Below are 15390 nucleotides of genomic sequence, written 5' to 3' on the forward strand. Positions count from 1 at the left end.
CCGCTGACTGCCGCGCGGGAAAGTGCATTCCCGCGCATGGAACGCAACCGGGTGCAACGTCCGCCGGTATACCATCCGGGTATCGCCACGCAGCGTCAGTCCCCAGCTGACCACGGGCGGGACGGTCGAACCGTCAAGCGGAGGGAACGTCGAATTCCCTTTCGATCCCGAGGGGGGATGGGGTGGGCGTCGGTTCCCCAGAACGACACCCACCCCCACATCGGACCGTCGTCAGTTCCAGCGGCTGAGCATCCAGAAGACCGCGAATCCGATCACCACGAGGATCGGGACCCACGTGCCCGTGCGCTTGAGGCGCCGACCCTGCGGCGCGACCCCCGGTGCGGGGTGATCATCCCCGCCGGCGGAGCGAACGGGAGCGCGTGGCCCCCGGGCGTCGCCGCGGCAGCCAGGCGGTCGTCGCGCCACCGCGCCCACTGGTCGAGCTTGGTCAGCAACGCGCCCACCGTCCCGAACAGCCAGGCCCACGTCGCCGGATCGAGTGTGGAGGCCCGGCGGGGGCGTGTAGAGGAACAGCCAGTCGTCGACGATTCTCGACGTCGAGCTGCGCGGCGTTGTCGATGAAGCGCGCCATGATGTCGGGCGTGAAGAGGTAGAGCGCGTCCTGCTCGTAGCCTTCGGGGCAGTAGAGGGTGAAGTGCTGATCGAAGGTCGCCCTCGAGCGACAGACGCTGCGCCCGCTGGAACGATGCCGGCAGGTTGGAGCCGAAGCCGTTGTTGCCCTTCGCGTCGAGCACGATGTTCGGCAGGGGCACATCCAGCTTCACGGCGACGTAGCCCCAGCGATACGTCGTCGAGTTCTTCCCGGACTGCACCGTGTACTGGTAGTTGCCGAACTCCACGAACCGCGGGTGGGTCCGCGGACGAGGTCGGTGGCCAGGCGCGAACGGCCGAGGTGGAAGATCATGCCGGGGAGCGGGGGATCGTCGACCCGCGGCTCGTATGTCATGCCGTTGGCCTGCGCGAAACGGTTGCAGGCGGTACCGAGCGGTGCGCGCGTTGCGGGACGCCCATCCAGACGAGGACGCCCACCCCCGCCGCCACCAGGAGCAGGAGGACGAGCGGGATCGCCGCGGAGGCGGGGACCCACTGCCCGCTGCCAGCGCCACCACCACGGAGGCGAGGATCGGGAGCAGCACGACACCCGCGATCGCCACGGCCACGATGGCGATGATCGACGACACCGCCATGCCGGTCGTCCGCCGGGACCGGAGCTCCGCCGTGAAGGCGCGGACGGCGGCCGGGTCGACCGGATCGGTGAGGGGACGCGCGTCGAACGACGCCGACGCCTGCGGAGACGTCATCGGTTGACCTCGTCGGCGTCCCAGGTGAGGTCGGCGCCCACGCGAAGCGCCTTCGCCTCCAGACGTTCGCCCGTGCAGATCGCGCGGACGAGGTCGGGCGAGCCCGCGACGATCGTGGAGTCGTAGTCGATCTCCGAGACCATCACCCACGTGCGATCCTTCGGCCACAGGATGTTCGGGCTCTGCGCGGAGGGCGGGGAAGCCGTGCTCCTCGCCCACCCGGTCGCGCCACGGCACGCCGAGCACCCACGCCCGGATCGATGAAGTCCCATGGCGCCGCCGGAGAACAGCACGTAGTCGCGCCCGGGGAGCTGCAGCCGCGGCCCTTCGGAGATCTCCCGCGAGAGGATGCCGTCCTGCCAGGTGGCTTCCGGAAGACGTTGTTGAACGGGTCGTGGATGCTCGGTCGAGCATCGCCTGATGGTTCGGGTCGTCGCTGACGTGAGGAACGCGCGGGACGGGCCGTCGCCGAAGAACCCGACGAGGGCGCCGAACCCGTCCCAGAGCGCGACGACCCCGTCGTCCGGGGGTCGCGGTGTGGGCGGCGAGGTGCCCGGCCAGGATCGACACGAGGTCGCTGTCGAGCGCACCCTCGAGCGGCGCCGTGAACTCGCGGCCGTCCGGAGCGATGCGGGTCCGCCAATCGGCGTCGACGGGAGTCCGCACGATCCGGTGCCACTGCGCCTCCGCGTGCATCGTCGTGCCGAAGGCGGCGGCGGTCTGCGCCCAGCTGACGCGTACCTCGGAATCCGCTGCCGTGGGACTCTCCCGCACGGTGGCGGGATGGAAGACCCGGGCGTACGCGGGGAAGCCGCGGGGGACGACCGCGTGCATGCTGCCCAAACCCTCGTCGAGGGTCTCGCGCAGCCACGCGCCGACGCCGGGGTCTGCGATCCACTCCATGCGACCACGGTACCGGCCGTGTCCGACGACACGATCCGCGGCCGCGATCCTCATAATCGAGGGGTGACTGCCACCGCGACCCTCCCTTCCCTCGACGGCCGACGCTCCGCATGGTCTCGTCCACGACCTCCGCCGTCGACCCCGACGCCCCCAGCGTCTTCGAGTACTTCGAACGCGACGGCGCGATCTGGGGCGGCTACGAGGGCGACACGGTCACCTTCGGGAAGTTCGTTGGGCACGCGTACCGGCGACACGATCTGGGTCTCGTTCGTCCACGTGCTCAAGGCCGACGGCACCGTCGTCACCGGCGACGGCGAGAGCGAGTTGGAGCTCACCGACGACGGCCGCATCCGTCTGGTCGAGCACTACGAGATGCACGGACTCCCGCAGCTCAGTGTCGTCGAGGAGATCCCGGCCGCCTGACCTCAGCGCGGCGGGAGCGCATCCCGACCGGGGGAGGCCGGCGTCCACCGGGTCATCCCCAACGGGACCTCGGTCTGCCGCTCCGGCAGGTCGCCGGGCAGCAGGTAGGGCCGCCGGATCACTTCGTCGAGCACGACGACGCTGACCACGGTCCGCACCTCCGGAAGCTGCGCGATGACCCCCGTCGAGAACTCGTGCACGCCGCTCACGTCGACGGCGCGGATGAGCAGCATCGCGTCGTGCTCCCGGTCGTGATCGCGCACCATTCCACGTCCGGCATCTCCGATGATGCGCTCCCGGAACGAGGCCCAGGCCTGCGGCATCACCGTGACGAAGACGAGCGCCCCGATCGACAGCCCGGCCTTCGCCTGATCAACGCGCGCGCTGAACCCCGTGATGACGTTGTCGTGCACGAGCGACTCGACCCGCGTGTACGCACTGGCCCGCGAGATGCCGACCTTCTCGGCCAGCGCGGCGATCGAGACGCGACCGTTATCGCGCAGCACATCGAGGATTCTGTACGCCGTCTCATCCAAAGGGGCGGCACTTCGTCCAGATTGCTTCGACGGATCCGCGTCCTTGCTGGACATATTGCTCCTCACATCCGAGGTTCTCGACAATGCGTGCCTGTGTGACGCGCACTTGCTGGACACATCGTCGCATATGATGCGAATCTGATCCCCGGTCGTCCACATCGGTGGCGACCGGACCCGAATGTACTCCTCGCCCTTGGAGGCCCTGATGTCGTCACGCCGTATCACGCCGGTCATCGCGCTCGGAGCCGTCGCGCTCCTGGCGCTCGCAGGTTGCTCGGGAGGGAACTCGGCGAACAACTCCGAGTCGTCCCAGGGCTCCGACTCCCTCGTCATCGACACCGCGTTCTCGATCGAGACGACCGACCCCGGTCACACCTACGACCCGACCGGCAACATGATCGCGAAGGCGCTGTACGAGACCCTTGTCGACTTCGAGGGCTCCGACGTCTCGACCCCGGTCCCTGGCCTGGCGTCGTGGGAGCAGAACGACGAGGCGACGGAGTTCACCTTCACGCTCGACGGCGACCGCGTGTTCTCCGACGGCTCGCCCATCGAGGCGAAGGACGTCGTGTTCTCGCTGCAGCGCATCCAGGGCATGGCAGACGCCAAGCCCAACTTCCTGCTCGGCGGCCTCACGATCGAGGAGGTCGACGACAAGACCATCCGGTTCACCTCGGAGACCCCGCTGCTGCAGCTCCCGCGATCCTCGCGAACCCGGCGCTCGGCATCGTCAACGCCGACGTCGTCATGGAGAACGGCGGGGACCACCGATGGCACCGACAGCGCCCAGGGCTTCCTCGACGGCGAGTCCGCCGGATCCGGCCCCTTCGTGCTGGACACCCTCGACCTCAGCTCGCAGGTCGTCCTCACCCGCAACGACGAGTACAACGGCGACGAGGAGTCGGCCTACAGCCGCGTCGTCGTGCGCAACGTCTCGGAGAGCGCGACCCAGCTCGCCAACCTCAAGGGCGGCGACTCGATGGTCGCGATGGACCTCAACGGCGACCAGGTCGCGGGCCTCGGCGACGACATCAGCGTCGACTCGGTCCCTTCCGGTCAGACCATCTTCCTGCTGCTCAACCAGGGCGAGGCCGGCGGTGACCTCGCGAACGTGAAGATCGCGGAGGCCATCCGCTACGCGCTCGACTACGACGCGCTGCTCGAGCTCGCGGGCGCGGGTGCCGTGCAGGCGACCGGCGTCATCCCGCCCGGGTTCGAGGGTGCCCTCGACAGCGGCGTGGAGCAGGGACCTCGACAAGGCGAAGGCCGCGCTGGAGGAGGCCGGCTACACCGGTCAGACCCTCAAGCTCCAGTTCCCGAACGACTACCGGTCGGCGGCGTGGAGTTCACGCCGCTCGCAGAGCGCATCCAGGCGCAGCTCGAGGACGCCGGCATCGCCGTCGACCTCGCTCCTGCACCGTTCGCGACCGAGCTCGACGCGTACGTCAACAGGCACTGAGGGCTTCGGCCTCTGGTCTGGGGTCCGGACTACGCCGACTCCGCGAACTTCCTGCCCTTCGCGCCCGGTCTGAAGGTCGGCCTCCGCGCCGGCTGGGCGGCCGAGGCGAACCCCGGAGATCGCGGGCATCGCCGCCGGTGCGGCCGCCGCGACCGACGCCGAGCAGCGCACCGAGGCCTTCACGGAGTTCGCCGAGGCCCATGCAGGCCGAGGGCCCGTTCCGTGCCGCTGATCGTCCCCGTTCGCAACATCTCCTCCGCCTCCAGCGTGTCCGGCGCCGTCTACAACTCCGTGTGGGAGATGGACATCGCCGAGATCACGCCCGCCGGCTGATCGGACGACTCATGACGACAGTGGCCGTGCTGAGGCAGGCGCAGCGGCGCCGCTCGCCTCTCGTCGGGTACCTGCTGCGGCGGGCCGGGACCTCCCTGCTCCTGTTGGTGGGCGTGACCATCGTCACGTTCGCGCTCACCAACCTGGTGCCGGGAGACCCGGTCTCGGCCGCGCTCGGCGAGGGCGCGTCGCAGAACCCCGCGACGCGCGAGGCGTTCATCACGGCGAACGGTCTCGACCAGCCACTGTTCGTGCAGTACTTCATCTATATGGGGAACCTGCTCCGCGGGGACCTCGGCACGTCGCTGGTGACCGGACGCCCGGTCACCAGCGACCTCGCCACCGCCGTGCCCGCGACGATCGAGATCGCGATCAGCGCGATCATCGTCAGCCTCGCGGTCAGCGTCGTGCTCGGCACGCTCGCCGCCTACCGCCGCGGACTCGTCGCCGACCAGGTCATCCGCGTCGTCACGCTCGTCGGGCTCAGCGTCCCGACCTTCTGGCTCGCGCTGGTCAGCTTCTACGTGTTCTTCCTGGAGCTGCGCATCGCGCCGGGCTCCGGACGCATCTCGCCGTCGATCACCCCGCCGCCCCGTGTGACCGGGCTCTACACGGTCGACTACCTCCTCAACGGCGACGCGGTGGGCTTCTTCGACGCCCTCGCGCACCTCGCGCTGCCGGTCATGGTGCTCTCGCTCGTGACCATCGGTCTGCTCACCCGCTTCATCCGCACCTCGGTGCTCGAGGTCCTCGGCAGCGACTACGTGCGGGCAGCCCGTGCCAAGGGCCTGCCGGCGATGCGCGTCATCCTCGACTACGTGCTGCGGGGCGCCTCGCTGCCGATCCTCACCGTGGTCGGCGTGGCCTTCGGAGCCCTGCTCTCCGGAACGGTGCTCGTCGAGTCGGTGTTCGCCTGGCCGGGGCTGGGCACGTACGCCTACAACTCCGCCGCGAACCTCGACCTGCCCGGCATCATGGGCGTGGGCCTCGTGGTCGGCGTCATCTACCTCCTCATCAACTTCATCGTGGACCTGCTCTACGGCGTGCTCGACCCGAGAGTGAGGATCGCATGAGCCGCATCGCCGCAGCGACCCCCGCCGGACGCTTCCGCTTCCGCTGGCCGCGCGCCTGGCGCACCCCGCTCGGCATCATCGGCACCGTCATCGCCGGTGCGTGGATCATCGTCGCCTTCACCGCGCAGTGGTGGGTGCCCTACCCGCCGAACGCGCAGGTGCTGCCCCGTCTGCAGGCGCCGGGCATCGACACGATCCTCGGCACCGACGGCAACGGCCGCGACATCTTCTCCCGATTGATGACCGGCGCGACGGTGAGTCTGCCGCTCGCGCTCATGCTCGTGATCGCCGCCCTCATCATCGGCACCCTCGTCGGCGCGGTCGCCGGGTACTTCGGGCGCGCCGTCGACGAGACGCTCATGCGCATCACGGACCTGTTCATGGCGTTCCCGACCGTGATCCTCGCGATGGTGGTCGCGGCCTCGCTCGGCCCCTCGCTGTTCAACGCCGTCATCGCCGCGATCGTGGTCTCGTGGCCGCAGTACGCCCGCGTCACCCGCAGCATCGTGCTCGGTCTCCGCGGACAGAACTACGTGATCGCGGGCCGCCTGCTCGGACACTCGCCGGTGCGCACCCTGTTCGTCGACATCCTCCCGAACATCGCCGGCCCGGTCCTGGTGCTCGCGACACTCGACATCGGGGCGGCGATCCTGCTGCTCTCCGGCCTCTCCTTCCTCGGCCTGGGGGCGCAGCCGCCGACGGCCGAGTGGGGGTCGATGATCTCCGGTGCGATGCAGAACTTCGACGCCTGGTGGCTCGGAGTCTTCCCCGGTCTCGCGATCCTCACGGTGGTGCTCGCGTTCAACTTCCTCGGAGACGCGATGCGCGACGTGCTCGACCCGACCGCCGAGATCGCCCACGAGAAGCAGGCGGAGCACACGGCTTCCGCGACGGGGGTGCCCGCATGACCGCGCACAGCACGGCGACGCTGAGCATCCGCGACCTCACGATCGACATCGGCCGTCCGCTGGTCAAGGGCGTGTCCCTGGAACTCGAACCGGGGCGCATCCACGGCCTCGCGGGGGAGTCCGGCTCCGGCAAGACGCTCACCTCCCTCGCCGTGCTCGGCCTGCTGCCGCGACAGGCGAAGACCGGCGGCTCGATCCTGCTCGCGGGGGAGGAGCTCGTCGGTCGCAACCGCCGGGGGGCTCAACCGCATCCGCGGGAAGCGCATCGCGATGGTCTTCCAGGATCCGTCGGCCTCGCTGCACCCGCAGCTTCCGGTCGGTCGGCAGCTCACCGATCACATGCGCGTGCATCTCGGGCTCAAGGGCGCCGCTGCGCGCGAGCGGGCGGTGGAGCTGCTCCAGACCGTGCAGGTGCCAAATCCGGCCGAGGCGTTGAAGCGGTATCCGCACCAGTTCTCCGGCGGGCAGCGGCAGCGCATCGCGATCGCGTGCGCCCTCGCGTGCGATCCGGAGGTGCTGCTCGCGGACGAGCCGACGACCGCCCTCGACGTGACGGTGCAGGCCGGCATCCTGAAGCTGCTGCGCGACCTCGCGATCGAGCGGAACCTCGCCGTCCTGCTCGTGACTCACGACCTGGGCGTGATGAGCGCGATCGCCGACACGGTCGCCGTCATGAAGGACGGTCGCATCGTGGAGCTCGCCGACCGGGAGACGCTGTTCCGCGCCCCGCAGCACGAGTACACGCGCATGCTGCTCGCGGCCCTGCCGGGGTCGCGCATCGATGAGAGCCCGGAGGAGGCCGCGGATGAGTGAGGTCAGCGTCCTCGACGCGCGCGACGTGGTGGTGCGGTATCCGGGCACCCCGCCCGTGATCGCGTGTGAACGGCGTCTCGCTGAGTGTCGCGGCGGGAGAGACGGTCGCCCTCGTGGGCGAGTCCGGCAGCGGCAAGTCGAGCCTGGCCCGCGCTGTCGTCGGCATCGAGAAGACCGCCGGCGGGACGGTGTCGTTCCGCGGAGCCCCCGTCGCGCCGCTGGGGATCCGTCGTCGTGACACGGCGCTCACGGGCATCCAGATGGTCTTCCAGGACCCGGCGACCTCGCTGAATCCGCGCCGGCGGATCGGCGACCAGATCTCCGACGGCATCGCGACCGCCCGCGCGCGCGGTGCCGCCGGTTCCACCGTGGAGGAGTGGCTGGAGCGGGTCGGACTGCCCGCTGAGGTGCGCACCCGCTTCCCGCATCAGTTCTCCGGCGGCCAGAAGCAGCGCATCGCGATCGCCCGAGCGCTCGCCGCGCGGCCCTCGCTGCTCGTCGCCGATGAGCCGATCTCCGCCCTCGACGCGTCCACCCAGACGAGTGTCGCGGGGCTCATGCGCGACCTCGTGGCCGAGTCCGGCGCCGGGATGCTCTTCATCTCCCACGACCTCGCCGTCGTGCGCCGCATCGCCGACCGCACGTTCGTGATGTTCGGCGGGAGGGTGCTCGAATCAGGGCCGACCGCTGAGCTCTGGGCGGCGCCGCGGCACCCCTACACGCAGGCGCTGCTCGCCGCGATCCCGGAGCCCGACGGCACCGGCCGCATCCCCGATGCCCCCTCCGCCGACGACCGCGCGGTCTGGGCCGAGGTGCCTCCCGTCGCCTACTGACGCCGGGCACGGCGGGGCGGACCCGATGCTCCGTCAGGGAGAGTCGTCGGAGATGCGCTGAGCCCGATCGAGGTCTTCGGCCCGGAGGAGCTTCGACGCCTGAAGGATCTCGACGCCGAGAAGGTGCCCGTCGGCGTCGAAATCGAGGATGATCTCCCCGGCGCCGTGCGGGTTGCGTATCTCCGGTACCTGCGCGGCGGATTCGCCCGCGTGGAGCTCACGTCCGACCGGGAGGTACGCAGCATCCGCTTCGGGGTCATATCTGAGGTGCATCAACGGCCTCCGCTCGTTCCTCCGCCACCGGTCCTGGTGACGGCGAAGGGCCGGAGCATGCACCCCGGCCCTTCGCGTGTCTCGTGCGATCAGAGCGGCGCGACGATGTCCTGCTTCACGTCCCACTCGGTGATCTCGAGCGCGACGTCGACCGACTGCCCCTGGACGGTCGCGGAGCTGGTCGAGGCGAGGTTGACGTAGTCCTCGGTGACCTCGAACACGACCTCGACGGGCGTGCCCGCCTGCTCGACGGTGCCGCTGACGAGGTAGACCTTCTGGCCGAGGCGCTCGCCGGTGCCGGTCACGGTGAAGTCACCCGTGATGGCCTTCGCCGTCTCGGCGGGGTCCATCGCGGTGACGTCCTTCGCGGTGGTGCTGAGGCCCGCGATGATCGGGTCGCTCGACGACGGGTCGGCGGTCTGCCAGTCGCTCGACGGCGACTTCACCCAGACGTCGTCGCCGATCGCGACGATCGAGCCCATCGGGGAGAGCGACTCCAGCGCTTCTCGGACGGGTTGAAGCGCGTGGTGGACTCCATGCCCATCACGACGGTCTTGGCGGCGTAGCCGGCAGTGTCGGTCATGGCCTCGGCGATGCAGGCGCCGAGGGCAGAGCCGTCGACGGTGGCGCCGTCGGCGAGCTCGGGGCAGTCGGTGGACGGCGCTTCGCCTCCTGCGACGCGGCCCCGCTCGGCTTCGACTCGGCCGGCTTGTCCGACGCTCCCGCCGAGCATCCGGTGAGCATGACGGCGGCGGCGAGCACGACGCCGACCCCCCACTTGTTGACGCGCATGGCGCCCCCCTCCAGGTCATGTGCCGATGACCGTCACCAGGCACGCCCTCCAGCATGCCAAGGACCGAGCGGATGTGCGGGAGGCGGTTCCGAGAAACTCCGCTAGACTGTCGAGGTTGTCTGCCTTGCGGCGTCCATTCGGGATTCCACGGGCGGGCACGTGCACACACCCTCCTGCTCCCGGGAAAGCCCCGAGAGCCGTTCTAGTCCGAAGGAGGTGGGTAAGTGACGCACCAGTACGAACTCATGGTCATTCTGACCCCCGAGATCGACGAGCGCCAGGTCGCCCCGACGCTCGACAAGTTCCTGAAGGTCATCACCAACGATGGTGGCTCTATCGAGAACGTCGACATCTGGGGCAAGCGCCGTCTCGCCTACGAGATCCAGAAGAAGACCGAGGGCATCTACGCCGTCGTCAACTTCACCGCGACCAGCGCCGCCACGCAGGAGCTCGACGTCAGCTCAAGCTGAACGAGCAGATCATGCGCACCAAGGTGCTCCGCGCTGAAGAGGCTCAGGCGAGATCGCTTCCGAGGCCAAGCGCTCCGAAGAGAAGGCTGCCCGCAAGGCCGCCAAGGCTGCGAAGGCCTAAGTCTCATGGCCGGCGAAACCGTCATCACCGTGGTGGGCAACCTCACCGCCGACCCCGAGCTGCGCTACACGCAGAACGGGCTGCCGGTGGCGAACTTCACCATCGCATCGACGCCTCGCAACTTCGACCGTGCCGCGAACGAGTGAAGGACGGCGAAGCGCTGTTCCTCCGCGCCTCGGTGTGGCGTGAGTTCGCCGAGCACGTGGCGGGCTCGCTCACCAAGGGCATGCGCGTGATCGCGCAGGTCGTCTGCGCCAGCGTTCCTACCAGGACCGCGAGGGCAACCAGCGCACCGCGATCGAGCTGGAGGGTCGACGAGATCGGCCCTCGCTGCGGTACGCGACCGCGCAGGTCACCCGTGCGGCCTCGGGCGGTGGCGGCGGGGGACAGTCCGTCCCGCGCAGCAGCAGCAGGTGTCGGAGGAGCCGTGGTCCACGCCCGGCTCGTCGACCAGCGCCGACGCCTGGAGCACTCCGGGCAGCTTCGGCGACGACACCCCCTTCTGAAAACACTTCTTCACGGGTGGGTCCCTGAGCTTGTCGAAGGGCCGCACCCCGCTCATCACTAAGGAAAAACTATGGCTGGAAAGTCGAGCGGCGACCGCCGCAAGCCGCGGAAGGGTGGCAAGCCCACCGCTCCCGCGAAGTCCATCCGGGTCGGTGTCATCGATTACAAGGATGTCGCCACCCTTCGCAAGTTCGTCTCGGAGCGCGGCAAGATCCGCGCCCGTCGTATCACCGGTGTCTCGGTGCAGGAGCAGCGTCTGATCGCCACGGCGATCAAGAACGCGCGCGAAATGGCGCTCCTGCCCTACGCTGGCGCCGGCCGGTAAGGGTATCGAGATGGCAAAGCTGATTCTCACGAACGAGGTCGCCGGGCTCGGTAGCGCCGGTGACGTGGTCGAGGTCAAGAACGGGTACGCCCGCAACTTCCTCATCCCGCAGGGCTTCGCTACGGCGTGGACCCGCGGTGGCGAAAGCAGGTCGCATCGATCCAGGCCGCGCGTCAGGCACGCGCGATCCACGACCGCGACGAGGCTGTGGCCCTGAAGAACACCCTCGAGGGCACCAAGGTGCGCCTCGCGGTGAAGGCCGGCAAGGAAGGCCGTCTGTTCGGCTCGGTGAAGACCGCCGACGTCGCAGAGGCCGTCACGGCTGCGGGCCTCGCTCGATCGACAAGCGCAAGGTGCACATCACCTCGCCCATCAAGGCGACCGGTGAGCACGAGGCGACCGTGCGTCTGCACGAGGACGTCACTGCCGTCATCACGCTGCAGGTCGTCGCCGCCAAGTAAGGCACCCGACGGGCCCTGCCTGTCGAACAGAACGCCCCCTGTCCTCCGGGACAGGGGGCGTTTCTGCGTCTGGACGCGGGTCAGGCGGCAGGGGTGCTGCCTGATTCCATCGTCTGGTCGATGAGGTGATGCCTCCGTCGACGCTGCGCGACGAGCGCCCACGCCAACGCCACGATGCCGAGGCCGAACACCGCACCGCCGACGAGGAGCGGGACGTTCAGCGGCTCCTCGCCACGGGCAGAGGCGGCGAGGGTGCACCCGGGAGCGTCCGCGTCGAACACCGAACCGGCCGCGATGCAGTCGTTCAGCACGGTGACCTGACGGGCATAGGCCTGATCGGTGTGGACGCTGATCTTCCCGTCCGCCCCCACCTCGCACGGGTTGTCCTCCGTGCACTTCTCCCCGTCGGTGTTGCTCGAACTGTTCACCCCGACGATGGTCTTCCCGTCGGCGGCGACGAGGGCTGCCCCGGAGGTGCCGTGGTAGGTCTCGCAGTCCTCGTCCTTCGCCAGTCGCAGCGAGTCATAGAGCTCATACTCGCCTTCGCGCAGGGTGGGGACGATCGTCTCGACGGTGCAGGTGGAGCCCTCATCCGCCTGCAGGGTGACCACGTCTCCGATCTTCGGCGGCGCGGCGGCGATGTCCAGGACGGTGACGCCCTGCGATTCGAGGTCGGCGTAGGAGGCGTCGAGCCGATAGAGCGCGAGATCGGTGCCGGTCATGGTGGCGAACAGCAGCCGCTCCGTTCTCGATGTGGTCAGGAGGTACCCGTTCTCGTCCTTGAACGGGACCGAGGAGTCCGATGATCGGTCAAGCTCGAATGCTCCAGGCTGCGGGATGTCTCGAGACGGATCCACGGCCGGGGTGCAGTGCCCGTTGGTGAGGAGGAGGGCATGGTCCTCGTCCGTCGACGCCGCGGCTCTGACGATGGAGGACGCGCAGGGCCCGACGCCCGGGTAGCCGGCGAGGGGGTCATGGGGCACGACGTCATCGGGAATCGACTCGTACGTCGACATGACGGTCCGGATCCAGTCGGCGTGCGCGGTCACGTCGGTGAAGAGGCCGCTGACCTCCGGGTTCTGGTCCTCGCTGCCGGTGAGTATGCCGGCGAGGGCCCACCCTCCGTTCACACGGACGAGCAGCGGCCCCCCGGAGTCTGCGTTTCCGGTCTTGCCGTCGCCGTCGCCGGCGCACATCTCGCTGACTCGTTCGATGGTGGGGCAGTCGGCGTTGTCGAGGACTCGCGCGTCGAACTCCTTCAGCATCGTCGGATAGTGGGATTGTTCGCCCGGACTCGCGTCATTACCCCAACCGAGAAAACGCACCGCCGTGCCGACCTTCGGCCGCGCCGACGCGAGAGGGATCGGCGTCTGCGACACCGGCTCGTCGAAGCGCAACAGCATGAGGTCTTCACCGATCACGGGCTCGGTACCCTCGGGGAGGCGGAAGAACCGGCTCACCGTGGCGACCTCACCGCCTTCCGTCACGTCGGCGGAACCGAATTGGACCGTCCATCCCTTCGGCGTTCCCGTGCTGACGAGGTTGTTCTTGCGGCAGTGCGCGGCGGTGAGGCCCCAGTTCGCGTCGATCAGGGTGACGCCGCAGCCGTTGCCTCCCGGCCCGGCGTCTCCGGGTAGCCGGGCTTGTAGGCGCCCATGAAGGGGTAGGACTCCGTCGCGTCGCTGCCGTCGCTGATCGCGAGCGCGGGCGTCGTGCCCGCGAGGACCAGGAGCGAGGCGAGCACGGCGGCGACGAGGTATCTGATGCGTGTCATGCGAAGGACCGTACGGACGGGGATGTTGCAGGACTGTCGCCGGATTCGCATACGCTCTCGCAACATCCGGTGGGGTGGGCTGGTGTCATGACCGCAGCGACGACATCGCGCGCGCCCTGGGCGATGCCGCGAAGGGGCTGCTGATCGTCCTCGTGGTGTTCTGGCACGTCGTGCTGAAGACCTACCTGCAGGTCGACTGGCGGCTCGGCATCCCCTTCCCGGAGCCTGGGGTCTCGCGAGCGACCTCATCTGGCCGTTCCTCATGCCGCTGTTCCTGTTCCTGTCCGGATACTTCGCCTCCGCAGCGTTGGCTCGACCGTGGGCGGCCGTGCTCCGTCCGCGCGTGGGCCGCTTCCTCTACCTCTATCTCCTCTGGAGCCTCATCCATGCCGCCGCGATGTGGGCGTTCCCGACTTCCCGACGTTCGTACCGAGGAGTGTCTCCGCGTTCGTGGAGGGGGTGACGATCAGCCCGCCGAACACCTGGTACCTCTACGCCCTCGCGCTGTACTTCGTCGTCGCGAAGGGATTGCAGCGACTGCCGCGCGGCGTCCTGCTGGCGGGTTCCGGAGTCCTCTCGGTGGCGGTGGCCGCCGGGCTGGTCGATGTGGTGAGCAACCGCGGATCGCTCCTCTACAACCTCTTCTTCTTCCTCGGAGGTGCGTACCTCGCACCGCGCATCCGTCGCTTCACCGCTCGTCCGCGACCAGCACTCGCCGGGGCCCTGATCCTCGGGTACCTCGCCGCCTACGCCGTCATGCGCGTGACGGGTACGGAGACCGTTCCCGGGTGTGGCCGGCGGTGTCCGTCCTCGGGGTGGCGATGGGACTCGCCGTCGCCCCGATCCTCGCGGGCCTCCCGCTGGCCGGGCGGGGCCTGCAAGCGCTCGGCGTCCGGAGCCTGCCCATCTACCTCCTGCACATGCCGCTGCTCGCGCTCGCCGACGCCGCGCTCGTGGGGGTCCTGTCCGACGCGGGGCAAGCCGTGCAGCTGCTCGCGGCCGTCCTGCTCCCGGTCGTGCTCACGGCGGGTCTGGTCGCCGCGTGCATCGGCCTCGATCGCCTCACCGCTCGCGATGGACTCGCCTGGCTGTGGGATCTGCCTCGTCGGCGGGCCGCGGTCGACGGCGCGCCTCGGAGAGTCCCCTGGCGGACACCGGTCGCGGTGCTGACCTTGGTGGGGGTCGGCCTCGCCGTCAGCGCCGCGGCGGCGGTCCCCGCCCGCCCCGCCGCGATCGCCGACCGCGCCGCGACCAACGAGGGCGAGGTCAGCATCGGCGCCGTCGCGACATCCTGCTGTACGACGCGTCGCGCGGGATCCCGGTGGATCGCGGACGATCGACCTTCGACGCCGTGCGCCCGTGGTTCACCGAAGACATCGTCACCGGCAACCTCGAGCAGGTGATCGCGGCGGACACCGGCGTCGACAAGTGCGGCGGGAGCGACCACTGCCTCGCGTTCCGCAGCGAGCCGGATGCCGTGGAGGCGCTGCGTGGATTCGACGTGCTCAATCAGGCGAACAACCACAGTCACGACTTCGGCCGGAGGGCGTCGACGAGACGAGGACGATCCTCCGCGCAGAGGGCATGGACGCGGTCGGCGACCGGAACGAGGTCGTCGTGACGAGGGTGGGGGAGACCACCGTGGCCCTGGTCGGGTTCGCGCCTACGGGGGGTTCAACCGGGTCACCGACCTCCGTCACGTCGGTCAGGTGGTGCGCGCGGCGGCGGAACAGGCCGATCTCGTCGTCGTCCACGCGCACATGGGCGCCGAGGGACCAGAGGCCGACGCGGTCACCGGCGGGACCGAGCACAGCTTCGGGGAGAACCGGGTGATCCGCAGGCGTTCGCGCATGCGGCCGTCGACGCCGGGGCCGATCTGGTGGTCGGGCACGGTCCGCACGTCGTCGGGGTGCGGAGTTCTACCGTGGCCGGCTCATCGCGTACAGCCTGGGCAACTTCGCGGGAGGGGGCGTCTTCGGGGCCGAGGAGGAGACGCGCTTCGGCGCCTACCTGTCGGTCCGTCTCCGCGCAGACGGAACGTATCTCGGCGGACAGGTCCGCTC

19 protein-coding genes and 4 pseudogenes are annotated in these 15390 nt (G+C 69.5%); 14 read left to right on the forward strand and 9 right to left on the reverse strand.

The genetic code is table 11. The features are described from left to right. Nucleotides 1-272: 272 nt before the first annotated feature. Both AB1285_RS20575 and AB1285_RS20580 read right to left on the reverse strand, forming a co-directional pair. Nucleotides 273-1322, reverse strand: a complete 1050-nt coding sequence (locus tag AB1285_RS20575) for a hypothetical protein (RefSeq protein ID WP_429977782.1) — start codon at nucleotides 1320-1322, stop codon at nucleotides 273-275. Further along, on the reverse strand, nucleotides 1319-1912 hold the full coding sequence (locus tag AB1285_RS20580; RefSeq protein WP_429977783.1) for a hypothetical protein: 594 nt from the start codon (nucleotides 1910-1912) through the stop codon (nucleotides 1319-1321). Before AB1285_RS20580 ends, AB1285_RS20575 begins: the two co-directional genes overlap by 4 nt. Nucleotides 1913-2456: 544 nt before the next feature. Here AB1285_RS20580 and AB1285_RS20585 point away from each other — a divergent pair. Continuing rightward, entirely contained in the window at nucleotides 2457-2648 is a 192-nt protein-coding gene (locus AB1285_RS20585; protein WP_429977784.1) for a hypothetical protein, read from the forward strand. 2 nt (nucleotides 2649-2650) lie between these two features. On the opposite strand, the gene AB1285_RS20590 is transcribed toward AB1285_RS20585, so the two are convergent. Beyond that, a complete protein-coding gene (locus AB1285_RS20590; protein WP_429977796.1) occupies nucleotides 2651-3418 on the reverse strand; it encodes an Lrp/AsnC family transcriptional regulator in 768 nt (255 codons plus the stop codon). Between AB1285_RS20590 and AB1285_RS20595 the strand changes: the two genes are divergently transcribed. The 6 genes and pseudogenes from AB1285_RS20595 (at nucleotide 3390) to AB1285_RS20620 (ending at nucleotide 8603) form a co-directional block, all read left to right on the forward strand. Beyond that, nucleotides 3390-4643, forward strand: coding sequence for an ABC transporter substrate-binding protein (locus AB1285_RS20595; protein ID WP_429977785.1), 1254 nt, complete (start codon nucleotides 3390-3392; stop codon nucleotides 4641-4643). The genes AB1285_RS20590 and AB1285_RS20595 overlap by 29 nt on opposite strands. Before the next feature lie 344 nt (nucleotides 4644-4987). Beyond that, nucleotides 4988-6049, forward strand: coding sequence for an ABC transporter permease (locus tag AB1285_RS20600; protein WP_429977786.1), 1062 nt, complete (start codon nucleotides 4988-4990; stop codon nucleotides 6047-6049). Beyond that, on the forward strand, nucleotides 6046-6957 hold the full coding sequence (locus tag AB1285_RS20605) for an ABC transporter permease (RefSeq protein WP_187662749.1): 912 nt from the start codon (nucleotides 6046-6048) through the stop codon (nucleotides 6955-6957). The genes AB1285_RS20600 and AB1285_RS20605 overlap by 4 nt, the downstream gene beginning before the upstream one ends. Next, nucleotides 6954-7124: pseudogene (locus AB1285_RS20610) on the forward strand (ATP-binding cassette domain-containing protein); the annotation flags it as partial. The gene AB1285_RS20605 and the pseudogene AB1285_RS20610, both read left to right, overlap by 4 nt. A gap of 103 nt (nucleotides 7125-7227) precedes the next feature. Continuing rightward, complete coding sequence (locus AB1285_RS20615) at nucleotides 7228-7770, forward strand: ATP-binding cassette domain-containing protein (protein ID WP_429977787.1); 543 nt, start codon at nucleotides 7228-7230, stop codon at nucleotides 7768-7770. Between the two features lie 65 nt (nucleotides 7771-7835). Further along, nucleotides 7836-8603, forward strand: a complete 768-nt coding sequence (locus AB1285_RS20620; RefSeq protein ID WP_429977788.1) for an ABC transporter ATP-binding protein — start codon at nucleotides 7836-7838, stop codon at nucleotides 8601-8603. Nucleotides 8604-8636: 33 nt separating this feature from the next. On the opposite strand, the gene AB1285_RS20625 is transcribed toward AB1285_RS20620, so the two are convergent. The 3 genes from AB1285_RS20625 to AB1285_RS20635 form a co-directional block, all read right to left on the reverse strand. Further along, on the reverse strand, nucleotides 8637-8876 hold the full coding sequence (locus AB1285_RS20625) for a DUF2283 domain-containing protein (protein WP_429977789.1): 240 nt from the start codon (nucleotides 8874-8876) through the stop codon (nucleotides 8637-8639). 89 nt (nucleotides 8877-8965) lie between these two features. Then, complete coding sequence (locus AB1285_RS20630; RefSeq protein ID WP_429977790.1) at nucleotides 8966-9358, reverse strand: hypothetical protein; 393 nt, start codon at nucleotides 9356-9358, stop codon at nucleotides 8966-8968. Next, nucleotides 9319-9609 carry a hypothetical protein gene (locus AB1285_RS20635; RefSeq protein ID WP_429977791.1) on the reverse strand — a complete coding sequence of 97 codons (291 nt, stop codon included), beginning with the start codon at nucleotides 9607-9609 and terminating at the stop codon, nucleotides 9319-9321. The genes AB1285_RS20630 and AB1285_RS20635 overlap by 40 nt, the downstream gene beginning before the upstream one ends. Before the next feature lie 284 nt (nucleotides 9610-9893). On the opposite strand from AB1285_RS20635, the pseudogene rpsF reads away from it, so the two are divergent. From rpsF to rplI, 4 genes and pseudogenes are all read left to right on the forward strand, one after another. Then, nucleotides 9894-10260 (forward strand): annotated as a pseudogene (gene rpsF, locus AB1285_RS20640) (30S ribosomal protein S6). 5 nt (nucleotides 10261-10265) lie between these two features. Further along, nucleotides 10266-10766 (forward strand): annotated as a pseudogene (locus tag AB1285_RS20645) (single-stranded DNA-binding protein). Nucleotides 10767-10837: 71 nt separating this feature from the next. Continuing rightward, the gene (gene rpsR / locus AB1285_RS20650) at nucleotides 10838-11092 is read left to right on the forward strand and encodes a 30S ribosomal protein S18 (protein WP_017829850.1); all 255 of its coding nucleotides are present in this window, start codon (nucleotides 10838-10840) and stop codon (nucleotides 11090-11092) included. A 10-nt stretch (nucleotides 11093-11102) separates the two neighbouring features. Then, nucleotides 11103-11553: pseudogene (rplI, locus tag AB1285_RS20655) on the forward strand (50S ribosomal protein L9). Between the two features lie 80 nt (nucleotides 11554-11633). Here the strand turns inward: rplI and AB1285_RS20660 are convergent. Then, nucleotides 11634-13145 (reverse strand): trypsin-like serine protease, encoded by a 1512-nt coding sequence (locus AB1285_RS20660; protein WP_429977797.1) that lies wholly within the window; start codon nucleotides 13143-13145, stop codon nucleotides 11634-11636. After that, nucleotides 13142-13327, reverse strand: coding sequence for a hypothetical protein (locus AB1285_RS20665; protein WP_429977792.1), 186 nt, complete (start codon nucleotides 13325-13327; stop codon nucleotides 13142-13144). Before AB1285_RS20665 ends, AB1285_RS20660 begins: the two co-directional genes overlap by 4 nt. Nucleotides 13328-13574: 247 nt before the next feature. Here AB1285_RS20665 and AB1285_RS20670 point away from each other — a divergent pair, with 247 nt between their 5' ends. From AB1285_RS20670 to AB1285_RS20680, 3 genes are all read left to right on the forward strand, one after another. After that, entirely contained in the window at nucleotides 13575-13790 is a 216-nt protein-coding gene (locus AB1285_RS20670) for an acyltransferase family protein (protein ID WP_429977798.1), read from the forward strand. A gap of 325 nt (nucleotides 13791-14115) precedes the next feature. Then, a complete protein-coding gene (locus tag AB1285_RS20675; RefSeq protein WP_429977793.1) occupies nucleotides 14116-14730 on the forward strand; it encodes a hypothetical protein in 615 nt (204 codons plus the stop codon). Continuing rightward, complete coding sequence (locus AB1285_RS20680; RefSeq protein ID WP_429977794.1) at nucleotides 14679-14948, forward strand: CapA family protein; 270 nt, start codon at nucleotides 14679-14681, stop codon at nucleotides 14946-14948. The genes AB1285_RS20675 and AB1285_RS20680 overlap by 52 nt, the downstream gene beginning before the upstream one ends. Before the next feature lie 84 nt (nucleotides 14949-15032). Here the strand turns inward: AB1285_RS20680 and AB1285_RS20685 are convergent, their stop codons facing one another. After that, entirely contained in the window at nucleotides 15033-15227 is a 195-nt protein-coding gene (locus tag AB1285_RS20685) for a hypothetical protein (RefSeq protein ID WP_429977795.1), read from the reverse strand. Between the last annotated feature and the right edge of the window lie 163 nt (nucleotides 15228-15390).

This window comes from Microbacterium sp. NRRL B-14842 (genome assembly GCF_050470785.1).